The organism is Streptomyces sp. CB03238 (assembly GCF_002099185.1).
GTDB lineage: Bacteria > Actinomycetota > Actinomycetes > Streptomycetales > Streptomycetaceae > Streptomyces.
Genome location: NZ_NBCN01000003.1, coordinates 21740 through 44165, shown reverse-complemented (window position 1 = coordinate 44165; position 22426 = coordinate 21740). Strand labels below are relative to the sequence as shown.

Annotated in this window: 15 protein-coding genes and 1 riboswitch; of the genes, 3 read left to right on the top strand and 12 right to left on the bottom strand. The window is 71.3% G+C overall.

Annotated features, from left to right (window positions below; translation table 11 throughout):
• Positions 1-2 precede the first annotated feature (2 nt).
• The 10 genes from BKD26_RS05270 to BKD26_RS05225 form a co-directional block, all read right to left on the bottom strand.
• The gene (locus tag BKD26_RS05270; RefSeq protein ID WP_084896310.1) at positions 3-1226 is read right to left on the bottom strand and encodes a hypothetical protein; all 1224 of its coding nucleotides are present in this window, start codon (positions 1224-1226) and stop codon (positions 3-5) included.
• Positions 1204-7590, bottom strand: coding sequence for a DUF4157 domain-containing protein (locus BKD26_RS41940; RefSeq protein ID WP_084896308.1), 6387 nt, complete (start codon positions 7588-7590; stop codon positions 1204-1206). Before BKD26_RS41940 ends, BKD26_RS05270 begins: the two co-directional genes overlap by 23 nt.
• On the bottom strand, positions 7587-7871 hold the full coding sequence (locus BKD26_RS05260; protein ID WP_084896306.1) for a hypothetical protein: 285 nt from the start codon (positions 7869-7871) through the stop codon (positions 7587-7589). The genes BKD26_RS41940 and BKD26_RS05260 overlap by 4 nt, the downstream gene beginning before the upstream one ends.
• Positions 7862-10051: an AAA family ATPase gene (locus BKD26_RS05255; protein WP_084896982.1), complete on the bottom strand. Its 2190-nt coding sequence runs from the start codon at positions 10049-10051 to the stop codon at positions 7862-7864. Before BKD26_RS05255 ends, BKD26_RS05260 begins: the two co-directional genes overlap by 10 nt.
• Before the next feature lie 33 nt (positions 10052-10084).
• Positions 10085-10900, bottom strand: coding sequence for a DUF4255 domain-containing protein (locus BKD26_RS05250; RefSeq protein WP_084896304.1), 816 nt, complete (start codon positions 10898-10900; stop codon positions 10085-10087).
• Positions 10901-10904: 4 nt separating this feature from the next.
• On the bottom strand, positions 10905-11645 hold the full coding sequence (locus BKD26_RS05245; protein ID WP_084896302.1) for a hypothetical protein: 741 nt from the start codon (positions 11643-11645) through the stop codon (positions 10905-10907).
• Positions 11638-12510, bottom strand: a complete 873-nt coding sequence (locus BKD26_RS05240) for a hypothetical protein (RefSeq protein WP_084896300.1) — start codon at positions 12508-12510, stop codon at positions 11638-11640. The genes BKD26_RS05245 and BKD26_RS05240 overlap by 8 nt, the downstream gene beginning before the upstream one ends.
• 29 nt (positions 12511-12539) lie before the next feature.
• Positions 12540-13064: a phage tail protein gene (locus tag BKD26_RS05235; protein ID WP_073755879.1), complete on the bottom strand. Its 525-nt coding sequence runs from the start codon at positions 13062-13064 to the stop codon at positions 12540-12542.
• A gap of 39 nt (positions 13065-13103) precedes the next feature.
• Positions 13104-14960: a phage tail sheath C-terminal domain-containing protein gene (locus BKD26_RS05230; protein ID WP_084896298.1), complete on the bottom strand. Its 1857-nt coding sequence runs from the start codon at positions 14958-14960 to the stop codon at positions 13104-13106.
• 488 nt (positions 14961-15448) lie between these two features.
• On the bottom strand, positions 15449-16201 hold the full coding sequence (locus BKD26_RS05225; RefSeq protein ID WP_084896296.1) for a LysM peptidoglycan-binding domain-containing protein: 753 nt from the start codon (positions 16199-16201) through the stop codon (positions 15449-15451).
• A 4-nt stretch (positions 16202-16205) separates the two neighbouring features.
• A riboswitch (cyclic di-AMP (ydaO/yuaA leader) is annotated at positions 16206-16371 on the bottom strand.
• A 600-nt stretch (positions 16372-16971) separates the two neighbouring features.
• On the opposite strand from BKD26_RS05225, the gene BKD26_RS05220 reads away from it, so the two are divergent.
• Positions 16972-18402, top strand: coding sequence for a nucleobase:cation symporter-2 family protein (locus BKD26_RS05220; RefSeq protein ID WP_084896294.1), 1431 nt, complete (start codon positions 16972-16974; stop codon positions 18400-18402).
• A 93-nt stretch (positions 18403-18495) separates the two neighbouring features.
• Here BKD26_RS05220 and BKD26_RS05215 read toward each other — a convergent pair whose 3' ends face one another.
• Positions 18496-19167, bottom strand: a complete 672-nt coding sequence (locus tag BKD26_RS05215) for a transcriptional regulator (protein WP_241518545.1) — start codon at positions 19165-19167, stop codon at positions 18496-18498.
• 356 nt (positions 19168-19523) lie between these two features.
• Here BKD26_RS05215 and BKD26_RS05210 point away from each other — a divergent pair, with 356 nt between their 5' ends.
• Positions 19524-20828: a Tm-1-like ATP-binding domain-containing protein gene (locus BKD26_RS05210; protein ID WP_084896290.1), complete on the top strand. Its 1305-nt coding sequence runs from the start codon at positions 19524-19526 to the stop codon at positions 20826-20828.
• Here BKD26_RS05210 and BKD26_RS05205 read toward each other — a convergent pair.
• Positions 20749-21372, bottom strand: coding sequence for an XRE family transcriptional regulator (locus BKD26_RS05205; protein ID WP_084896288.1), 624 nt, complete (start codon positions 21370-21372; stop codon positions 20749-20751). The genes BKD26_RS05210 and BKD26_RS05205 overlap by 80 nt on opposite strands.
• A gap of 112 nt (positions 21373-21484) precedes the next feature.
• Between BKD26_RS05205 and BKD26_RS05200 the strand changes: the two genes are divergently transcribed.
• Positions 21485-22423 (top strand): NAD(P)/FAD-dependent oxidoreductase, encoded by a 939-nt coding sequence (locus BKD26_RS05200; RefSeq protein ID WP_084896286.1) that lies wholly within the window; start codon positions 21485-21487, stop codon positions 22421-22423.
• Positions 22424-22426: the final 3 nt, after the last annotated feature.

The window sequence follows — 22426 nt, the reverse complement described above, 5'->3', positions numbered from 1 at the left end:
GGTCAGGTCTGGAAGAGCGTGCTCGATACGCTGCAGCTGTCGCACCAGAACCCGAAGAGGGCCCCGCCGAACCCCATGGGCCCGAACGGCGTGTGACCACTGTCGATGGATGCCAGGAACGGCATGGACTTTCCGCATTCAGGACAGACGGGGTGCAGGTCTGCTTCCGACCAGCGGGGTAGTCCGCCCACCTGGTGCAGGAACTGGCCGGGAATGGCTTCCAGGCTGACTCCCGTCTGGTTCGGATGCGGTTCCAGAGCCAGGGACCTCTCGCCGGGTACCAGCGTTGATTCGGAGCGAGGTGGGCCCTGAGGGCCGAAGTAGACGGTCCGCCCTTCCCCGCCGATCCGTACCGTTGTGGAATCCAGAGCACGGCAGTCGCACGAGTACCAGAAGAAGGATGGGTCCTGGCTCAGGCCGAACGGCACGGAGCCGGCGGCAATGGTCAGCACTCGTTCGGCGGGTGCCTCGCAGCGCGGGCACAGCGGCACGTCTGCGTGATACGTCCCCCCCATGACGTGGTCGCTCTCACCTCGGTCCACGACGAAGCCCATGTAAGAGGGGCGGAAGCCCGAACTCTCGCCGGTCTCGGGGAGTCGGCCGGCCAGCTCCATCAGGGCCTCCCAGTCCTCCGGCTCATCGAGTTCGTCGCGCAGGGACTGAATGACGTCAGCAGCGTGCGGTGTACGGATGAGAGCGAGGGCGTGGAGGGTGTCGAGGTCCCGGTCCTCGCGCCAGCTCTCCAAGAACGCGTCGACGAGCGCGTCCGGGGCGCCCGACAGGAGACTGCGCTGAATCGAGTCGCTCTCGATACGGTCGGCGTAGGGGCGAAGCCGCTCCGGCGTGTAGATGGCGATGCTGAACAGCACACTGGAGCGCGGCGAGTTCGGTTCGGGGTCGGCCAAGTAGTCAGCGATGAACCCGTCGAGAAGCTCGCCCGGCAGCCATGGGACGAGCCGTGCGGCGGCCCTGACGAGTGGAGGGCCGGCCGCGCGGAGGCGTTCGGCGGCGAGCGTCTTCTCCTCTTGTGCACCGGGAACCATCTGGAGATATGTGGCGGCGAACGATGACACCCGGTCGTCGTTCGTCTCCATGAGACAGTCGACTGCGGCGGCTACGCCCCTTCCCGGCTGCTGTGACAGGTAGGCGATGATGCGCTCGCTCTTTTCGGGAACCGAGAGCTGGGGGTCGAATACGATTTCCTCAACTGTTTGCCTGTGGCTCATCTTTCGCCTTTTTCCAGTAGTCCAGCAGCATGTCGTCGATGGCGCGAGAGTAGCTGATCACCTTCCGGTCTGTCAGCTTCTTGTAGTGGCGGATGAAGGCCAGCACTTGGCTCTTGAGGAGTTTGTCTTTGTTCTCGAGGAACTCTAAGTAGAATCTGAAGTCCTTCTCGGTCGCCCTGGTGAGATCTTTTGCATCCTCCTCGTACAAGGTATCCGGACCGCCCCGGCGGGCGCTGTTCCTCGACCCCCACGTGCGGGAGCCGAACCTGGGCCCTCTGCGCCGCGGTTCGTGGAGATCCTCATCGACCACGACGGTCAGCGCATTCTCATAAATCTTCTGGGCCACGGTGTCGCGCTTCTTCTTCCCTCTGGAGTTCTTCACGTGGAGCATCTTCTTGCTACGAAGAAGCTGTTCGCGCTCCTCGGCATCCAGCTCGCGTCCGAGGCGCTTCTCCGCGCGGGCCACCGCCTTGTTCCTTGCCGCTTCGACGATGGCCTCGCCTGACGGGATATGGTCGGGGGTGAGTCTGTCGCCCGTTTCTGCACGCTTCTCCCCCTCCTTGTAGGTGAGGGTTTCGCCTTTCTGTACGTACTTGCCCTTCCGGATCCTGGGAGCGCCTCGAAGGATTGCAAGGAGTTCCGGCTTGAGAGAGGCCGGCTGCCCCGGTTCGGGCCGCTGTTCCGCGCCGTTGTCGCGTTGGTCCCGCTGTTCGTCCTGCTGCTGTGCCGTCGGCCTTCGTGATTCGGGCGACAACTCCTCGGAAACGTCCATCGACTCTTCGAACGAGTTGGTGGACTGCTCCGGATTGAGGCGCGCGAGAATGTCGCCCTGCTCCCCACCGCGCAGGGTCAGCCCCGTCAGCTTGTACCAGAGCCGCATCGCGGTCAGCGTCACCTGCATGACGGTGCGGAGGACGCCCCTGTTGAGGAGATTTTGGAGCGCCGGGCGAATACGGGCGACGATCTTGGTGAGGCGTGCCTCCTTCGACTCCTTGGACTTCTCCTTTCGCTTCTGATCGTCCTTTCGCTTCGTCCTCTGGTCCGTACGCCGCCGCTTCTCGTCACGCATACGATCGCGCTTCTTCTTCAAGAGGTCGCGGATCCTCTTGCCGCTGTTCTTCAGCGCCTGCCCGACCTTGCTCTTCCGCAGCTTCTTCCCGAGCGTCCTGCCGGCGTTGCGGATCTTCTTCAAGGCCGACTTGACCCTGCCCTTGATCTTGTCGAGGGCCTTGCCCAGCGGAGACTTGGGCTTGCGCGGCTTCTGGCGTTTGGGGGCCTCGACCTCTTTCTTCTTCTTGGGGGCGGGGTCGGGGGACTTGTCCCTCCCGGTGTCGGGGCGCTGGTCGGGGGTGCGGTCCGGGCGGGAGTCCGGGCGTTGGCGGTCGCGCTGAACCTCCGATTCCTCGCGGCGGCGGTCGCGTTCCCGGTCCGGGGTGCGGCTCGTCGGGCGGTCGGTGGTGGTGTCCTTCGGGGGCCGGTTCGAGGAGGGGCCGCGGTCCGTGGAGGCGGAGCGGTTCTTCGGGACCCGGGGGCCCTTCGGCTTCGCCGGGGTCGCGGGCCGGCGCAGGGCGTCCTGGGCGCTGCGTACCGCACCGCGCGCCTTGTTGACCGCGTCGCCCGCCGCCTCCTTCGCGCCCTTGCCCGTCTTCTTCAGGCCCTTCATGATCTTCTCGGCCATCGCCTTGAGGCGCTTGCCCACGCCCTTCGTCGCAGCGGTGAGGCGCAGCATCAGGAAGTTGGTGATGAAGTCCAGCAGCGCCACGATCCCCGCCGCGACCGCCTCGGCGAACAGGCAGGCCGCCGGGCCCGCCTTGACCGCCTTCAGGTAGGCCCAGAACTTGCCGAACGCTGAAAGGATCGAGCTGAGGCTCTGCCACGCCGCCATCAGGCCCTGAACGATCGTCAGGATCGCGCCCGCCGCCGGCACCAGCATCGAGACGACCTTCTCGATCACGATCGACGCGATCATCATCGGCAGCGACGCGATGATCGCGTCCCACGCCATCTTCCCGATCTGCTTGATCGAGACGCAGCCCTTCACCAGGACGTCGATCACGGCCTTGCCGAGACCGAGGATGCCCTCGACCTTCGTGTCGAACCACCGCTTGACGCCCGTCTTGATCGCGCCCCACAAGTGGTCCTGGATGCCGGACTTCGCCGAACTGCCCGCCTTGGCCAACCAGCCACCCGGGTCCGGCGCGATGTCCGCGACCAGCGCCGCGAACTTGCCCAGTGCCTCGATCGCCGCCTGCGCGAACTTGATCGCGCCGAGGATCACGGCCTGATAGGCCTTGATGACGGCCTTCAGACCCGCTTCCAGGACGTCGAGCAGTTTGTTCAGCCCGGCCGCCAGCGCGTCGAGCAGCGCGTTCACGGCCTTCTTCAGGCCGTCCGCCAGCTTGTTGACCGCGGCGATCGCCTTGTCCCGCAGCCCCTCGATCGCCCTGCGGAACTTGTCCCGGAGCTCCGGGAAGGCCGCCAGCAGTACGTCACCGATCGCGATCAGCGCGTCCGCGAGGACGTTGATCGCCTTGATGGCGAGGTCACGTACGAAGTCGATGGCCTTGTTGGCCCAGTCCTTGAACGTGTCGATGATCGAGTTGACGGCCTTGCGCGCCGCGTCGAAGACCGCGGTGACCGCGTCGAGGATCGCGTTGAAGGCGCTCTTCACCTTGTCGGCAACCCAGCCGAGGAAGCCGCCCGACGGCTTGTTCTCCTCCTTCTTTTTCTCGGCTTCCTTCTCCGCCTTCTCCCGCTCGGAATCGATCCGCTCGTTGTCCTTGTTCTTGCGGTCCTCGACCTCCTTGTCCTTGTCGTCGCGGGCCTTGACGATCTCCTTGTTCTTGGCGGTGTGCTCCTTCTCGGAGTTCCTGTCCGCCTCTTCGACCTTCTTGTCCTGCTCGGTGCGCCAGTTCTCGCGCTCGCGCTGCGCCTCGTCGGCGGCTCGGCCCCGTTCCGAGGTCTGCTTCGCCGCGTTCTGGGCGACCTCGCGGTCGATCTCGGTCTGCTTCTCCTGCTTGGCCTGTTGCTCGCCCTGCTGGTGTTCCTTCTCCTTGGCGGCCAGATCGCCCTGCGCCTGGCCTGCCGCACCCTGGATCTCGCTGCCGCGCTCCTGTTTGGCGACCGCCCCGACGCCGGGCTTGGGCACCGACAACTTCGCCAGGCCACCACCCTTGCCGCCCGCGCGGCCCGCCGCCTCGCCGACGAGCTGCTCGCGCGGCGCGTCGGGGAAGATCTGGTCCTCGCCCATCGGCTTCGCGGCGTCCTGCCGCCCCGTGTCCTGGATCTCGGTCTGCTTCTCCTTCAGCGCCCTCGCCTGGTCGTCCGTACGCTTCGGATCACTCGCGCCCTCCAGCCTGATCTTGGGCGCCGGGCCGACCGTCTTGTTCCGCAGCTCCGGGTCGACCGTCGGTACCGCGTCGGCGGCCGCGTCGACGCTCTTCGCGTCCTCGGCGCTCAGCTCCTTGCCCACCGCCGGCACCGGAGGCGGCGGAGTGCTGTCGGTCGGCTTCTGGCCCTGCGCCTTGTCGCTGCCCTTCGCCCGCTGCTTCTCGCCCTGGTCCTCGGGCCCGATCCGCTCTACCTTGCCTGTCACCTGTGCCGCCGGCGCCGCCGCCTCGGGCGGACCGGACATGGTGCGCGGCGCGCCCGAGGGCCGTTCCCGCTCGGGCGGGTTGGCGTCCAGCCGACGCTGCTCCTCGCCGACCTTCTTGTCCGCCGAGGCGTCCACGCCAGGCATGGCGGCCAGCGCCTGGTCCGGTGCCAGTTTGCTTACCGTGCCGATCGCGGCCTTCGGGTCCTGGCCCGAGACGTCCGGCGGCTCCTGCTGCTTCTCCTCGGGAGCGGCCGCGCCACCTCCGCCGCCGCAGCTCCCGCCGCCCTCCTCCTTCTCCGCCGCCGGCTCGGGCGGGGCGCACCCGCCGCCGTCCTTCTCCAGCGACGCCTCCGGCTGCGCCTTCGCCCCCTCCGGCGCCGGAGCGCCCAACCGCCCCGGGGCGGGCGCCTGTTCGGCCGCCGGGCTCACCGCGGCGTGCGCCACCGACGGCGCCCCACCCGGACCGGTGGCGGCCCTCGGACCCGACGTACCGCTGCCGCCGACCACACCGCTCGGTGTGGCGCCCGGCCCGCTCTCCTTCGGGATCTGGCTCCTGGGCGCGGACCCCTCGTGGTCGCCACGCGCCGAGTCCGCGACCCGGCGCGTGGCGGGGGAGGGGCGGCCGTCCTCGACGGAGCTGCGCTCGGGGTGCGCACCTGCCGGCGGCGCGACCGGCGCCGAACCGAGGTCCGAGCCCGCCGCACCGGACGGTTTGTCCGCCGCCGCCCCTTGCGGCAGCCCCTTCGCGCCCTGCTGCTCCCGGCGCTCCTCCTGCTCCTTGCGCTCCTGCTCCTGGTCCGCGGCCTCCCGCGCGTCCGGCGCGTCCTCGTTGGCACCCTCCCGGCCGTCTTCCGCGTCGCGCTGCGCCGCTTCCTGCTCCTGCTCCGGGTCCCGCTCCTCCGCCTCCGGCTCCGGCTGCTGCCGCGCATCCGTCTCCGGATCGGGCCCCACCTCCTGGTCTACCGGCTTCTCCGGCTGGAGGTCCTTCTCGGCGCGGTCCCCGGCCTCCGCCGCCGGCCCCCCCTCCGGCTGCGGCGCCTCGCCCTCCACCGGCCCCATCTCCGCGCCCGGAGGCTTGGCCTCCGCCTCCGGGGCGTCCTCGTCCTCTTCCTCCTCCGCGTCGATCTCCCGCTGCTGCTGGACCTGTTCGGCCTTCGTCGGCGGCGGCGCGGGGAACGTGGGGACGGTCGCGTCCGGGTTGTCGGCGGTCGGCACGGACGACACATCGAGGTCGGTGGCCGGCAGGTAGTCCTCAGGTTTCAGCTCGGCCTCGGCCCCGCCGCCCCCAGGCGTACGGGCCGCGTCCTCGCCGCCGATCTCCCGGTCCGCGCCCGCCTCGAGCCCGAGCGGCTTCTCGGCCTCCAGCGGCTCGCCCTCGTCCTCGTCCTTCTCGTGCAGGCCGTGCTCGGACAGAGCGCTGTCGCGCTGCTCCGCCCGCTCGTCGACCTTTTCCGGGCGTACGGCACCGGGCTGGGCCTTCGCCTTCGGGTCGAGGTTCTCCTGCTTCGATCCGGCAGCCGGCTTCTTCGCGTCGTCCTTGCGCTTGCGCTTGTCCGCGCCGGGGGCGTTGGCCTGTTCCGGATCCTGCTCCTCGCGGTCCCGTTGGGCCTTGCGTTCCTCCTTGGCCTGCTCGGTGCCCTCCTGCCGCTCCGCCGCCCGTTCGTCGGCGGCCTCGTCGACACGCCCGCGCTCCGCGGCCTGCTTCTCCTCCTCCTGGTGCTGCTCCTGCTCCGCCTGCTCCCGGGACTGGGCGCGCTCGTCCTCCTGCTCCTTGCGCCGGGCCGCCTCCTGGTCCTCGGCCGCCGCGTCGGCGCGCGCCCTGCTGCGTTCACCGCCCTGCTTCTCGTCCCTGGCCCTGGCGTCCCGCCGCTCCTCGCGGGCGTCGTCGGCCCGCTTGTCACCGGACGACCGGTCGGCCTCCTCCTCGCGCTTCCACCGGGTCCGCTCGACACCCAGCTCCTCGAACAGGTCGACCTCGGGGCCGGGCACCTCCGCCGGGCCCAGCTCGACCGGCCCATCATCCGACTCCTCGGCGAGGTCCAGCAGCCGGTCGTACTCGTTCGACAGCAGCCGCACCTCCAGCCGGTCGAGCACCGAGTCCTGCAACTGCTCCGACATCCGCGCCAGTTGCAGCCGCACCCGTCCCGACAGGTCCTCCGGGTCGCCGCGCAGCGAGCGCAGCACGCCGTTGGCCAGCCGGTCCACCAGGGTCGCCGGGTCCAGGTCCTCCAGGCGCCGGCGGTCGGCGTCCACGGTGGCGTAGCGGAGCCAGCCGGGGGTCTCCTGGCCCGGCTCGACGTCCGGCGCGTGGCCTTCTCGTACGAGGTCCCGCGCCGCCGACTCCGCCTCGCGCTCCACCGCCTGCTGCGGCAGGCTCACCGCGCCCAGGTCGCGGCCCGCCCGCAGAGCGCCCAGCCCGTGCGGGTTCTGCACCGTGTGCAGCAGCTCGTGCGCGAGCAGCCGCTGCCCGTCCGCCGTCCCCGGCAGGTAGGCGCCCTCCCGGAAGAAGATGTCCCGGCCGACCGCCACCGCGTCGGCACCCAGCATGTCCGTCAGCGCGTCCGCGTCCCGGTCGGTGTGCAGCCGGACCTGACCGAAGTCGTACCCGAGACGCTCCTCCAGCTCCCGCCGCACGCCGAGGTCCAGCGGCTGACCGGCCCCGCTGACGATGTCCTTCGGCTCCGGCGTACGGGAGACGGCCCGCTCCTTGCGCTTGCGGCGCCGGTCCTTCCGTACCGCCTGGGTATCCTCCGCGCGAGACGTGGTCATCGTGGCTCACCCCGCCCCGACAGCCCCGCGTGCACCGCACGGGCCAGCGCCTCGCCCAGCCGCCCGGGCGACGTCGTCGCGGGCAGCGGCGGCAGCCCGGACAGGGCGTCCAGCGCCCGGCCGCCGTCGGCCGCCAGCGGCACGCCCCGCTCCCGTACGAGCCGGGCCAGCTCCGCCTGGAACGCGGCCGACACCCGGTCCGGGTCGACCCGGTCGAAGCCGTCGAGCACCAGCTCGCCGATGTCGACGCGTACGGTACGAGGTGCCTCGTTCAGACCCATCCGTGGACCTCCGACGGCGTCAAGGAGCGGTCCAGCTTGAGATATTCGGTACGCGCCGCCTCCAGCATGTGCCGCATCTGGAGACGCTCACCCTCCTCGGCGGCGAGGAACGCGCCCGACAGCGCGATGTTGCGGATCGAGCCGCCCGCCACGGTCAGCCGGGCCAGCAGCGCCGGGTCGACGCCCTTCATCGGAGCCCGCGCCGGCAGCACCCGCCGCCAGATCTCGGCGCGCTCGTTCTCGCCGGGGAAGGGGAAGTCGACGACGAAGCGGATACGGCGCATGAACGCCGTGTCCAGCGCCTGCTTCATGTTGGTGGTGAGGATCGCGAGGCCCCGGTACGCCTCCATCCGCATCAGCAGGTAGCTGACTTCGAGGTTCGCGTACCGGTCGTGGCTGTCCTTGACCTCGCTGCGCTTGCCGAAGAGCGCGTCCGCCTCGTCGAACAGCAGGAGCGCGCCGCCGCGTTCGGCGGCGTCGAAGACCCTGCGCAGGTTCTTCTCGGTCTCGCCGATGTACTTGCTGACCACCTGGGACAGATCGATGACGAACAGGTCCAGCCCCAGCTCCCTCGCCATCACCTCGGCCGCCAGGGTCTTGCCCGTGCCGGACCCGCCCGCGAAGAGCGCCGTGACGCCGAGTCCGCGGCGCAGCGTGGCCGCGAAGCCCCACTCCTCGTAGACGGTGGAGCGCTGCCGTACATGCGCGACGATCTCGTGCAGGACCTTCAGCTGACGCTCCGCCAGCACCAGGTCGCCCCAGCCCGCCTGCGGCTCGATCCGCCGGCCCAGCTCGTCCATGCCCATCCGCGCCTCGGTGAGCCCGGCCCGCCAGGCCAGCTCCCGCGCGGCCGGCTCGTCCGCGCCGGGCAGGTCCCGTACGACGGCCGCGCCCGCCGAGCGGATCAGGTGCGGCGGCAGCGAGAACTGCGCGACGAGATCCTTCAGGTCCTCATCCGACACCTCGGGTACGTCCGCCAGGGCGTCCGCCCACACCCGCAGCTGCTCGTCGGTGTCGAGCGCCGGCACGGTGACCCGCTCACCGCGCTGCCGCGCGGTCTGCCGCGGATCGGTACTCGACACGACGAGGGGTACGGCGGCGCTCTCGATGAACGCCTCCGTGGCGGCGGCCTGGTCCCGCTCCAGGTCCCCGACCTCCACCAGCAGCGCGGCCGGCAGCAGGATCGCCTCCCGCTGCCAGAGCCGGGCCAGCCGGTCCCGCTCGGCGGGGTCGGTAGGGACGTCGTCGGCGGCCATCGCGTACAGGCCGAGCCCCGAACGCCGGGCGGCCGCGGTGGCGATGTCGGCGCGTGACGGCAGGTCGCCGCCCACCAGCTCGACGCGGAGCGGCGCCTGCCCGGTGGCCGCCGTCCAGGCGGCCGCGACCCGGCCCGCCGCCACGTCGTACGAGGCGGGCAGCGAGTCCGGCACGGCCGTACGGCGCAACAGGCCGTGCAGCCGGGCGTCCAGATAGGGCGCCCCGGCCAGGAAGTGCAGGATCCGCTCGTCGAGCCGCAGCCGGGACGTGGTCAGCCGGGTCTCGTCGTCCAGCTCGACGAGCCGCCAGCGCCGCAGGGGACCGACGGGCGTCAGCGCGCTCCAGTGCGGCTCGGCCAGCGCGGCGAGGGCGAGCGAGAACGTCGGGTACGCCCGCTCCGGATCCCCGCTCGCGGCGGCGCACCGGCTCCCGGTGGTCGGGTCCAGCTCGGCGGCGGCGGTCAGGAGGACGACGTCCCGCTCGAACGGCGTGAGCCCGAAGCAGGCGACGAGCGCGTCGAGGGAGGCGGGCGCGTCGGGCGCGGCGGGCGCCGGGGTGGCGGGCCCGGAAGCGGGGACGGCGGCAGGGGCGTTCGCCCGTCCGGTGGCGGGCGGTTGCCCGGCCGGCTTCCGCCGTGCCGGGCGGTTCCCGGCGCCCCCGCTCGGGTGCCCGGCGGTGTACCCCGCACCGGTGGGCCGGTCTTCCGGGCCGGTCGCGGCGTCGGCCGCGGTCCCGTTGCCGACCGCGAAGTCGCGGGGTTCGTGGCCCGGCGTGTCCGCCGGGGCGCGACCGGGCGTGGCGCCCGCCGGATGGCCGGCGTGCCGTGCCCGCGCCGCGTGGGCGTCCACGCGGGCCAGGACCGCGCTGATGGCGGCCGCCAGCGCCCGCGCCTTGGTGCCGGTGCCGTCGTCGTACGTGCCCATGTCCTCACCCGCCCCCGTGTCGCGCACCGTTCCTCAGCCCTCCTTGTTCGGGGCTTTGCGTGAACGGGCGGGAGCGGAACGCTTGGCGGGGGCCCGCTTGGCGGGGGCCTTCTTCGCGGGAGCGGCGGCTTCCTCCTCAGCGGCCTCCGGTGCCTCCGCTGCGCTCGCCGGTACCGGCGTACCCGGGGGTACCGGCGTACCCGGGGGTACCGGCGTACCTGGGGGCACCGGCGCACCCGGGGCGCCGAACGGCAGGACCCGTACCGTCCTCCGCTCCACCGGCTTCGCCGGGACCGGGATCTCGCGGCCCTCGATCAGAACCAGCGACGCCTGGTACGCCACCGACAGGGTGTACGGCGTCTGGTGCAGCATCCCCCACAGCTTGGACGTCTCGTCGATGTCCATCACCGTGGGCGTGAACCGCACCTTCTGCGGCGACTCCGCCAGATCGCTGCCCGCCAGGTACGGGCGCTGCGCCGCGAGCTCGATCAGCTCGTTCGGCAGCACCGGTATCTCGTGCAGGGTCCGCACCACGCAGCCGATCAGCCGCTGGCCGACCAGCTCGGCCTCCTCCCCGTACGCGCTGATCAGATAGTGCAGGTCAAGGGCTGCCGCCGGGCGCTTTACCAGCGTGCCGTCCGAGGAACGCGTGGGCAGGTCGTAGTGGCGCATCGAGGAGTTGGGCGTGACCTGGTAGAGGAAGACGTTGATGGTCGGCTCGACGGGAGGCTCGGCCGGCGGCTTACGGGTCTCCACCTTCACCGCGATGTCCATCTCGGGCGACAGGTTGTTCCCGATCAGCAGCGCCAGGGCCTGGGTGACCGTCGCGACGGCAAGTGCGTTGCTCATGACCTCAGTTCCTCTTCTCGCCGCGCGCCAGGTAGTCGTCCAGGGTCAGCGCGGGTCCGCGCCGCCCGGTGGGGTCGGGGCGGCCCGTGCCGGGGCGGGGCGCGCCGGGAGGCGGGGCCGCGCTCACCTCGAGCCGGCCGATCTGTACGTGGACGACGCGCTCGGCCGGCCGGGACCCGCGCCGCCCGAGCCCGCCCGGGCCCGCGCCACGGGCCGCCGCCGTGTCGGCCTCACGCGGCCGCGCGGCCGCCGCCGCCCCGGCCGGGGGTACGGGCGCCACGGCCGGGCCCGCCGCACCGGGGCCCGCCGCCGGTGGCGCGCCGTCCGGCCCGCGCGACGCCCCCGCACGACGGGGCGCACGCGGCGGCTCGGCGGCCCCCGGCCGGGCAACAGGCCCCGCCTGCGCCGCCGCCCGCAGCAGCGGACCAGGCCCGGGCGCGACGGCCCTCGCGTACCGCTCCGGCTCGTCACCCGGCGGAGCCGTCTCCGTCCGTACCACCGTGTGCCGGTCCCGCAGCACCTCCCGCTCGTGCCGGATCAGTTCCGCCGGCCCGAACGCGGGCCCCGGCGCCGACGGGACCAGGGACGCGGGCTCGTCGGGTTCGGGCGGAGCCGTACGCAGCGCCTCCAACCGCTCGAACGGGCCGGGAAGCCGTGGCCGTACCCGCGCCACGCCGCCGCCGGACGGCCCTGCCGCGCGTAGCGGCGTGTGCCGGGCGAGCAGCCGGTCGAAGTAGTCAGGCATCCGCGCACAGCTCCAGGTAGTAACGGCGCCGCAGCGGGCTGAGCGCCAGGATCTCCGGCTCGCTCCACCCGTAGGCGGTGGCGAGCAGATGGACGTCGAGCAGCAGGTCCCGCGCCCAGTTGTCGAGTTCGGCCCACAGGTACGAGGTGATGTCCAGCTCGGCCGGGGTGGCCTCACCGCACTCGGGGCACGCCACGTCGAGCGTCACGTCGGCCACCGGGTCGGCTTCCTCGGCCGCCTCGGCGAGCCGCTGCTCCACCTGCCGGGGCAGCAGCTCGCCGAGCCGCTCCGGGGCGACGGCCTGGCCGCCCCGTACCGCCGAGACCGTGCACCTGGCCAGCAGCGCACGGCGCGCCCGGGCCGGATCCGCCGGGTCCGCCACCGCAGCGGCCGCCGCGAGGTCGGCGACGGTCGGCAGCCGGAACTCGACCACCCACTCGCCCTCCTCCACTCGCAACGCCCCGCCCGACGCGGTGCGAACCCCCGCGCCAGGCGCCTCCGCGCCCGCCGCCCGGGCACCCAACGCCTCCGCGCCCAACGCCCCGGCACCCGAAGCACCCTCCGCACCCGCCGCCCGAGCCGCCCGCGCGCCCAGCGCCGACGCGTCGAGCTCGAACTCCATCGCCTCGCCGCACGACGCGCATTCGACGCGCACCTGCATGCGCTCGCCGAACAGGGCCCGGCGCAGCGCGTACAGGTCGGCCTCCCGGCCGCCGACCGGCATCGACAGCAACTCGTCGGTGCCGGCCCCCGGGCGGGCCGCCCGGTGCAGCAGCAGGGAACGTTCCCAGTCGTGCTGCGCCAGCCCGGCCTCCCAGGTGGCGAGCAGTTCGGCCGGTCCCGTCGGCGAAGCGGCGCGCGTCATCCCTCAACTCCCCCCGGTACGAAGCCGGTTCAGGCCGGATGGGTGAACGAGGGCTCGACCGGTTCCGCCACCTCGTAGTCGCGCTCCCAGCCCTCGCATTCCAGCTTGACGCTCTGGATCGCGACGGCGTTCGCGTTGGCGTCCAGCTCGCCGAGCACCTGGTACTCGCTCACCCACGCCCGGTACAGCTTGTGCGAGACGGCCACCTGCCCGGCCTCGTTGAGGACCTGGATGATGATGTCCTTGCGGAAGTCCCGCAGCGACACCTCCGAGCCGAGACCCGCGCCGACCTGCCAGACCTTGTTGGCCCAGCGGTCGAACTCGGGGTCGTGGGTGACACCGCGTTCGAGGGTCACGCCCTCGAATTCGGAGCGGCCCGGCGACTTGCGCGGCGAGCTGGGGTCACCGCCGTGGCGGTGCTTGACCACTTCGGTGGTGCGCTTGAGAGGACTGATCTTGCTGATGCCCGCGACCGTCCGACCGTCCCAGAGGACCAGGAACTTGAAATTCTTGTACGGGTCGAAGCGATGGGCGTTTATCCGGAACTCAGCCATCGGATTCCTTCGTGTTCCTTTTCCGTGCCGACGAGGGGGTTACGAGAGGGCGAGGTCGAACTGCCCGGCGACCTGCTGGATCTTCACGATGACGAACTCGGCGGGCTTGACCGGCGCGATGCCGACCATGACATTGACCACGCCCCGTGCGACATCGGCCTCGGTGGTGGTGTCCTTGTCGCACTTCACGAAGTACGCCTCACGTGGCGTGCCGCCCTTGAAGGCGCCCTGGCGGAAAAGGTCGTTGAGGTACGCCGAGGCGTTCAGCCGGATCTGCTGCCACAACTGCTCGTCGTTGGGCTCGAAGACCACCCACTGCAGCCCCCGGTACAGGCTCTCCTCGACATGGAGCGCGAGCCGGCGCACCGGTACGTACTTCCACTCGCCGCTCTGCGCGTCGGCGCCGTCCAGCGTGCGCGCGCCCCACACCAGTGGGCCGACGACCGGGAAGGTGCGCAGGCAGTTGATCCCCAGCGGGTTCAGCAGCCCGTTCTCCCGGTCGGTGAGCTTGACGGTCAGCGACCGCACACCGGCCAGCCGCGCCTCGGTTCCGGCCGGGGCCTTCCACACGCCGCGCTCACCGTCCGTACGGGCGATGACACCGGCGATCGCGCCCGAGGGCGGGAAGGCCCGCAGCCGGCCCGTCAGCGGGTCGGTGAGCTGCGCGTGCGGGAAGTACAGGGCCGCGTGGTCGCTGCGTACGGGGTCGAAGGCGCCGATCCCGGCGCGGGCGGCGTCCACGCTGCCCCAGGTCGACGGCGCGTCCACCAGCAGGAAGATCCGCCGCTCCCGGCAGAGTTGCTCGGCCGCCGACAGCACGGTGACCATGTCCTCGGTGGAGTCGTACGCCGCGAGTTCCGGCAGGGACAGCAGGTTGACGTCGTCGACGTCGCGCAGCGCCTGAAGGCCGGTCTTGCGGGCCTCGCTGCCGATGAGGTCGCGCGGCCCGGGCGGGTCGCCGTCCTTGCCGCCCGCCAGCGGGAAGACGGGCGGGTTGACCGAGGCCTCCAGGCCGAGGTCGTTGGCGCACTCGCCGACGAAGCGGACCACGTCGTCGGGGTCGAGGGACCCGGCCACGACCTGGAGGCGCCGCCCGAAGGCGGTGACCTCGGCGCCGGCGAAGGAGTGCTTGCCCGGGGCGTCGGGCAGGGCGCGCAGCTTGCGCTCCAGCAGCAGGGCGAGCTCGGTGACGTCGGCCGGCGGCTCGCCGTCGTGGTCCGGCTCGTACAGCGTGAACTCCCGCTCCACGTCGCCGATCTTGACCTTCAACTCCACCGCGAGGTTCGGGAGTTCGGCCGCGAAGGGCTTGGACACCGTACCGGAGGGGTCGGGCCTGTCCTCGTCCAGCGCCTTGACGCGGACGAGCGCGGAGCCGGCGTTGACCACCGTCTCCACGAAGCGGCCGTGACCGGAGCTCATCGACAGCCCGATGAAGGACTCGCGGGCGCCGCCGCGCGCGTCGAGGACGTGGAGGTTGAACGTCCTGTCGGGGGTGGGGGTGTCGTGGTCGACGGCGACCCGCAGGCCCGATCCCCAGACGCCGGGCTCCTTGGCGTGGACCTCCAGGACGGGGCAATCGCTGTGCCCCTCGGTGGAGTTGAGCGTGACGCGGGCCTCCTCACCGGTGCCGCCCTTGGCCACCCGGACGATCACCGCGACCGAGCCGCCGTTGCCGAAGAACTGGTGTACGGCGTAACTGACGGCGCTGCGCGAGGTGAGCCCGCCGAAGCGGCGCTCGAAGTCGGCGAAACTGGTGATCCGCACCGGCTGGTTGAGCGGACCCCGGCGGGTGTGCCCCACGAAAGCGGTCACCGAGGTGGTCACCGAGGCGATGGTACGGACGCTGCTGGGAAGTTCTTCGATGTATACGCCGGGATAGCCCATATGCGTCGGCATTCCCCCTCCATTCCCTTCGCGCACCAAGAGATGAGGAGGGGAGGAGAGCACAGCGCACACGGGTCATGAATACGTGTGCGCTCTGCTCTTCGGTCTTTCCCCCGTCACACACCCCGTGCGATATCGGTCTCGCAGGGCCATGGGCATGCGCGTCTGCCTGTGGCTCCTGATGCATGAGTGCCTGTGGGGAGTGTGGTCGGGGGCGGACCTCACGGTCAAGGGACCCTTTCGGTCAACCGGTGATCATTCCGGGTGGCCTTTCCTGGAGGCCGTTCCGCGAGGTCAGCGGGATACCACAGGAAGGTTATGAAGACCCAATTCACCAACGCTTCACAGGAAGATTCTCTCCCGGATGAGAATCAAGCCGAATGGCAACCGGCCCGGCGCGCCGCCTTGTGTCCGGTTGGCGCGGAAATGCGGTGCTTTCAGAACGCCGCCGGGGCCGGCCGCGTGTGTGCGGCCGGCCCCGGCGGAGGGGTGCGTGTGGATCAGTACGGTCCGTTGACGTTGTCGATCGAGCCGTACCGGTCGGCCGCGTAGTTGCAGGCGGCGACGATGTTGGCGACCGGGTCGTAGGCGTCGTTCGCCGTGCCCGGCACGTGGTACGCCTCGAAGGTCGGCGCGATGACCTGGAGGAGCCCCTTGGAGGGCGTTCCGTTCACCGCGTTGATGTCCCAGTTGTTGATGGCGAACGGGTTGCCCGAGGACTCCCGCATGATGTTGCGGTGGATCCCCTCGTAGGAACCGGGGATGCCGTGCCGGCCCATGACGTCCAGCGCCTCGCGGATCCAGCCGTCGAGGTTGTCGGGGTACGTCGCGGCCTTCGCGGCCGGGGCGCTCCGCTCGGCGGAACGGTCGGCCCGCTCGGACGCCGAGCGCGCGGCCGGGGCCTTCGCCTTGGCGCCGATCGTCAGCTTCAGGCCGGGGCGGATCAGGGACGGGTCGGCACCGACGGCCTTCCGGTTGTCCTCGTACAGCTTCTTCCAGCCACCGCTGACCCCGTGCTCCCTCGCGATCTTGGAGAGGGATTCGCCCGCGGCGACCGTGTGCGTGGCGGCGGCCGGTGTGACGGCGGCCGGCGCGGCGGCGGTGAGCGCGTGCGCCGCGCTCGGTGTCGCCGCCTCGGCGCCGGTGGCACCGAGCATGGGGAGCGCCAGTGCGGCGCCACCCGTGCCCGCGGCGACGAAACGGCGGGTGAGCGGACTGTTCTTGGGACGACGGTGCTTACCCTTTGCGGGCATGGCGAATTCCTCTCCGTCGCCTGCGAGGTGAGCTGTCGGGTTCGGGCTGGAGATGCCCGGCCGCGGTGTCAGCGCGGCTTCACCCCGAGCCGTTCCGGTGTGCTCCGGATCGGCGGCTTACCTGGGTCCCCCGCTCCTGCCGTACGAACGTGAGTGGGTGGGTGCGGTTTCCGGACGGCGGCAGGATTCGGCGGTCCATCCGGATTGAGGGGACCGTAAGCGAAATGGGCCGACCGGAACAAGCCTTGAATTCCACCGACAGATCTGCCTCCACGAGTATGGCGGACCGTCAACTTTGCTGCGGAAAAGCCGGAATACGGCCTGGCGGACACCTGTGCGCCGGAGCCGGGCGGTGATTCTTGTCACGCGCGCCGGGGCAGCCCGACAAGTCGCTTATGTTCACCAGAACATGGGCGGTAAAGGCCTTACGTGCGAAACCCGTATAACGGGGAAAATGGGGCGGAAGGTGTGATGTGGCGGTGTGTGCCCACGGACCGGATCGCCGGTTACTCGCGAGGAACGTCACACGTGAACTAGGGTGAGCGCCCCGATCGGCTCCCCCTGTGGATCCCAGGACAAAACGGTCTTGGTCAACCCGATCGAAGGATGTCCTGCCAACCAGGACGCACATTGCAGTGCAGGGCGACGTGATGTCGGCAACTCCGCCAGGCGTCGGCTCCGTACGGGCCGACGAGCCCTCGTCCTGTCACCCGGGACCCGAGGCGTTGGCCCCCTCTCTCATTCACCTACCTCGCGAAGGCAAGGCAGAGATGGCACGAGTCTCCCGACAGCACTCCCGACAGCACTCCGGGAAGCAGACGCATCCCGTCGATGAGCTTCTTCCCCTCCCCAAGCTCACTCTCTACGGTTTTCAGCACATTCTCGCGTTCTACGCGGCGGCGGTCATCGTCCCCGTACTCCTCGGAAACGCGTTGGGACTGTCCCGGGAAGAGCTGGTCTACCTGATCAATGCGGACCTGCTGACCTGCGGTATCGCCTCGATCATCCAGGCGCTCGGCGTCTGGAAGGTCGGCGCGAGACTCCCTCTGGTCCAGGGCGTCACCTTCACCGCCGTCTCCCCGATGGTCGCCATCGGAATCGGCGCGGGCGGGGGTACGGCCGGGCTGCTGGTCGTCTACGGCGCGGTGATCACGGCCGGAATAGCAACCTTTCTTTTCGCGCCCTTTTTCGGGAAGTTGGTGAAGTATTTCCCGCCGGTCGTCATCGGCACGATCCTCACGATCATCGGCATGACCTTGATCCCGGTGGGCCTCCAGGACGCGGCCGGCGGCGCGCACCTCATGGGCCAGCCCGAGTACGGCTCCGGCAAGAACCTCGCGTACGCCCTCGGCACCCTGCTGCTCGTCCTGGCCGTGGTCCGCGTCGGCAGGCCGTTCCTCAGCAGCCTCGCCGTACTCATCGCGCTCGTCGTCGGCACGGCCGTCGCCTGGCTCTTCGGCGACGCCCACTTCGGGGCGGTGAACGACGCCGACTGGTTCGGCGTCAGCACGCCGTTCCACTACGGCATGCCGAAGTTCGAACTGCTTCCGATCATCGCGATGGCCGTCGTCATGCTGATCACCATGGTCGAGACGACCGGCGATGTGTACGCCATCGGCGAGATCACGCGCAAGAAGGTCGACAGCGACACCGTCACGCGGGCGCTGCGCGCCGACGGAGTCGCGACCGTTCTCGGCGGCGTGCTGAATTCCTTCCCTTACGTGGCATTCGCCGAGAACATCGGACTTGTCCGTATGTCTAGGGTGATGAGCCGTTTCGTGGTGGTGGCGGCCGGTGTCTTCATGATCGTGCTCGGCCTGCTGCCGAAGGCCGGAAGCCTGGTCGCCGCCGTGCCGCACCCGGTGCTCGGCGGTGCGGCGATCGCGATGTTCGGCATGGTCGCGACGGTCGGCATCCAGATCCTGGGCAAGGTCGACCTGCGCGAGGAGCGCAACGCCCTGATCCTGGCCGTCAGCCTCGGTGCGGCGCTGCTCCCCACCACGGTCACGCCCTTCTTCGACCGCATGCCGGACGACGTCCGGGCGGTCCTCGACAGCGGCATCACGCTGGGCGGCCTCACGGCGATCGTGCTGAACCTGTTCTTCAACGCGTTCAGCCGCCGCAAGGCGATGGAGATCGACTGGGACGACTACGAAAGCGACGGCACCCCACCCCCACCGGTCGGCGCCGCCACCCACTGACCCGGCGGGGCCGGGGGCGGGGCCGGGGGCGGGGCCGGGGTGCGGATCTGCAGCGACGGCACCCCGCCCCCGGCCGGTCCGGTCCGGCCCGGCTCAGTGGCTCATCGAGTCGAACGGGGACTCCTCGCCCACGTCACCGATCAGTTCCCAGAAGTGGTCGACCAGCCGGTGGAGGTAGGCGGACCGCTCGGCGGCGACCTCCTTGAGGCGGGAGTCGTCGTTGCGGGCGACCAGATGACCCATGTACCGCTCGGAGAACTCCGCGAACTCCGTGTGCATCGTGCGCAGCGCGTCGCCGACCAGCGTCTCGTTGACCACGACGATCTCGGCGACCGGCGCCACATGCGCCTTCCAGCGGCCGTCGATGGCCGAGCGGAGGTGCCCGGCCAGTTCCTCGCCCCGGCCCATGATGCCGACCAGCTTCCGCAGCGACAGGCCGAGGGCGTCCACCAGGGCCCTGGTCTGCCGCAGATCGCCGTCCCAGTGGTGCGCCGCCTCCGCCGCCCGGTACTCGGCCGGATCCATTCCGATCCGGTACGCCAGCCGCTCCACGCTCAACTGGCGGGCCAGCCGGTGCTCGGCGAGCGTGCGGGGGTCGACACCCATCAGCGTGGTGGACGAGCACCACAGCACATTGGCGAGCGCGAAGAGCTGGGACTCGGACGGGACATGGGAGCCGTGCTCCCAGGCGGTGACCAGATCGGGGTGGACCGGGACACCGCACGCGGCCATGGAGTGGGCGACCTGAGCGGTGGTCAGGCCCATGCGGGCCCGCGCCGCTCGGGCCTCTGTAGGGGAAAACGGAGTGCTGTACACGAATGAAACACCTCGCTGCACCCGGCGAGCGTAGGGCGCTTGGGGGAGAGGAACCGGTGGATGAACATCCAGGAGCGGGCAGATTAACAGATGGCCCACTAGTGCGAACGGCCACCTTTTCCTTCGATATCAAGGTGTAGCTGCCCCTACGGCCCGCAAGGGCTGGATGGGTGTCCGGATTCCCTCCCCGATCCAAGGAACCTGTCCGTTAGCCGGAAGCTCCCGCCCGGTAGTCGGACTCGGATGGCTTTTCTGCCCATGAAGACGCTCTTGTCGATGTGTCGATTCCCCTGGACAGTACGTGCATGGCGATCGTTGTGCTGCTGGGAACCCTCGACACCAAAGGCCTGGAGTACGGCTGGCTGCGGGAGCGGCTGCTGCGGCAGGGAGCCGGCGTCGTCGTGGTCGACGCGGGCGTGGTCGGAGCACCGCGAATACCCGCCGACGTCCCGCGCGCCGACGTGGCACGGGCGGCGGGCGCGGACCTGGAGCGGCTGCGGGCCGAGGGGGACCGGGGCGCCGCCGTGACGACGATGGCCCGGGGCGCCGCCGAGAGCGTGCTGCGGCTGCACCAGGAAGGCCGCCTGCACGGCGTGCTCGCCCTCGGGGGCAGTGGAGGAACGTCCATCGCGACCCGCGCCATGCGCGCCCTGCCGCTCGGGGTGCCGAAGGTGATGGTGTCCTCGATGGCCGCCGGCGACGTCTCGCCGTACGTCGGCTCCAGCGACATCACCATGATGTACAGCGTCGTCGACATCGCCGGGATCAACAGCGTGTCGGCCCCGATCCTGGCGAACGCCGCCGACGCCGTCGCCGGCATGGCGAAGGGCTTCGCCTCCGCGTCCCGCACGCCGGTGGCCGGCCTCGGCGCGGGCGACAGGCCGCTGATAGCGGCGAGCATGGCGGGGGTGACGACCCCCGGCGTGGACGCGGCCCGGGAGCGGATGACCGGACTCGGCTACGAGGTGCTGGTGTTCCACGCCAGCGGGGCCGGCGGCCGCACCCTTGAATCGCTGGCCGGGCAGGGGCTGTTCGCCGGGGTCCTGGACCTGACCCTCTGCGAGCTGGCCGACGACCTCTGCGGGGGCATCCTGACGGCCGGCCCGGACCGGCTCTCCGCCGCCGGCCGCAGCGGCATCCCCCAGGTGGTGTGCCCCGGTGCGCTGGACATGGTGAAGTTCGGCCCCGCCGACACCGTGCCCGCGCGGGTGCGCGACCGGAACGTTCGCGTGCACAACCCGTCCATCACGGTCGTCCGTACGACGGCACAGGAGTGCGCCGAGCTGGGCCGCCGGGTCGCGGCGAAACTGCGCGCCGCCACCGGGCCGACCGCCGTGTGCCTGCCGCTGCGCGGGCTGTCCACGCTGGGCGCACCGGGCGGGCCGTACCACGACCCGGCCACGGACGAGGCGCTGTTCGGCGCGCTGCGCGACGGGCTGCGGGACAGTGCCGTCGACGTGGTCGAGGTCGACACGCACATCAACGACCCGGCCTTCGGCCGTGCCGCCTCCGACCTCCTGCACCGGATGGTCACGCGGACGCGGGCTCCCGGCCGCGACGAGGCCGCGCCCGTACGTGCATCCGCTCGCCCTGCCGGCCGAAGAGGCTGAGGACCTCGACGGGGCCTTCCCCCGTGGTGCCGAACCAGTGCGGCAGCCGCGTGTCGAACTCGGCCGCCTCGCCCGCGCCCAGCACCAGGTCGTGATCGGCCAGGACCAGGCGCAGCCGCCCGGACAGTACGTACAGCCATTCATAGCCCTCGTGGGTGACGGGCCGCGGGGTGCTCCGGTCGGCCGGGAGGACCATCTTGAAGGCCTGCTGCGGGCCGGGCTGCCGGGTCAGCGGCAGGACGGTGGTGTTGCCGTGCACGGTCCTGGGCGTGAGGCGGACACGCGGGTCGCCCACCTCGGGCGCGCCCACGAGTTCGTCGAGGGGCACCTGGTGCGCCTGGGCGATGGGCAGCAGCAGCTCCAGGCTGGGGCGGCGCTGACCGGACTCCAGCCGGGACAGGGTGCTCTTGGAGATACCGGTGGCCGAGGCCAGGGCGGCCAGGGTGACACCGCGCTCCGTACGGAGGCGCTTGAGGCGCGGGCCGACCTCGGCGAGGGTCCGCGCGAGGGCGTCGGAGGCGAGGGCGCCGGAGTCTTCTTCCATGCCCCCATTGGACCGCGCCCGTCCCGGAAACGGCAACAAAGATTGCCGCTCGAGGGCCGGGAGGCGCAGCCTGTGCGCGGAGGTGATCGCGGTGAGCGACACAACGAACGGCATGGCAGCGGAATACGACGTGGTGGTGGTCGGCGGAGGCGCCGCCGGGCTGAACGCCGCCCTGGTGCTGGGCCGGGCCCGCCGCAGGGTGGCGGTGGTGGACGGCGGGGCCCCGCGCAACGCCCCGGCCGCGCACATGCGGGGCTTCCTGTCCCGGGACGGGATGCCCCCGGCGGCCCTGCTCGCGGTGGGCCGGGAGGAAGTGGCCGGGTACGGAGTGGAGTTGCTGACGGGCCACGTGGACGCCATCGTGCCCGGAGAGCCCGGCTTCCTCGTCCGCCTGGCCGGCGGAGCCCTGCTCAGGGCCCGGCGCGTGCTGGTGGCCACCGGGGCGCGCGACGAGCTGCCCGGCATCCCCGGACTGCGCGAGCGGTGGGGCAGGGACGTGCTGCACTGCCCGTACTGCCACGGCTACGAGATGCGGGACGAGCCGCTGGGGATCCTCGGCACCCACCCCGGCGCGGTGCGGCACGCCCTGCTGCTGCGCCAGTGGTCCCACGACGTCACGTTCTTCGCCCACACCCACGACCTGACGGACGAGGAACGCGAAGGGCTGGCGGGCCGCGGGGTCCGCGTCGCCGGCGGCGTGGTGAAGCGACTGGTGGTGGAGGAGGACCGGCTGTACGGGGTCGAACTCGCCGACGGCCGGGTGGTGCCCCGCCGCGCCGTGTTCGTCCTCCCGCGCACGGTTCCCCACGACGGGCCGCTGACGGCCCTGGGGTGCGAGCGGGACGACACCGGCGCGGTACGTACCGACGCCACGGGCCGTACCAGCGTGCCCGGGGTGTGGGCGGCCGGGAATGTCGCCCACCCCCGCGCCCAGGTCGTCACGGCGGCCGGTACGAGCTCGGCGGCCGCGATCGCCCTCGACCACGACCTCCTGCGGGAGGACGTCGAGCGGGCCGTCGAACGGCACCGCACGGTGGCCGGGGCCGCCTGACCG

Coding starts and splice junctions, on each gene's coding strand:
- BKD26_RS05270 (WP_084896310.1), bottom strand. CDS start 1,226: ATGAGCCACAGGCAAACAGTTGAGGAAATCGTATTCGACCCCCAGCTC.
- BKD26_RS41940 (WP_084896308.1), bottom strand. CDS start 7,590: ATGACCACGTCTCGCGCGGAGGATACCCAGGCGGTACGGAAGGACCGG.
- BKD26_RS05220 (WP_084896294.1), top strand. CDS start 16,972: ATGGCACGAGTCTCCCGACAGCACTCCCGACAGCACTCCGGGAAGCAG.
- BKD26_RS05210 (WP_084896290.1), top strand. CDS start 19,524: ATGGCGATCGTTGTGCTGCTGGGAACCCTCGACACCAAAGGCCTGGAG.
- BKD26_RS05255 (WP_084896982.1), bottom strand. CDS start 10,051: ATGGGCACGTACGACGACGGCACCGGCACCAAGGCGCGGGCGCTGGCG.
- BKD26_RS05205 (WP_084896288.1), bottom strand. CDS start 21,372: ATGGAAGAAGACTCCGGCGCCCTCGCCTCCGACGCCCTCGCGCGGACC.
- BKD26_RS05225 (WP_084896296.1), bottom strand. CDS start 16,201: ATGCCCGCAAAGGGTAAGCACCGTCGTCCCAAGAACAGTCCGCTCACC.
- BKD26_RS05215 (WP_241518545.1), bottom strand. CDS start 19,167: ATGGGCCTGACCACCGCTCAGGTCGCCCACTCCATGGCCGCGTGCGGT.
- BKD26_RS05235 (WP_073755879.1), bottom strand. CDS start 13,064: ATGGCTGAGTTCCGGATAAACGCCCATCGCTTCGACCCGTACAAGAAT.
- BKD26_RS05245 (WP_084896302.1), bottom strand. CDS start 11,645: ATGCCTGACTACTTCGACCGGCTGCTCGCCCGGCACACGCCGCTACGC.
- BKD26_RS05260 (WP_084896306.1), bottom strand. CDS start 7,871: ATGGGTCTGAACGAGGCACCTCGTACCGTACGCGTCGACATCGGCGAG.
- BKD26_RS05230 (WP_084896298.1), bottom strand. CDS start 14,960: ATGCCGACGCATATGGGCTATCCCGGCGTATACATCGAAGAACTTCCC.
- BKD26_RS05250 (WP_084896304.1), bottom strand. CDS start 10,900: ATGAGCAACGCACTTGCCGTCGCGACGGTCACCCAGGCCCTGGCGCTG.
- BKD26_RS05240 (WP_084896300.1), bottom strand. CDS start 12,510: ATGACGCGCGCCGCTTCGCCGACGGGACCGGCCGAACTGCTCGCCACC.
- BKD26_RS05200 (WP_084896286.1), top strand. CDS start 21,485: ATGGCAGCGGAATACGACGTGGTGGTGGTCGGCGGAGGCGCCGCCGGG.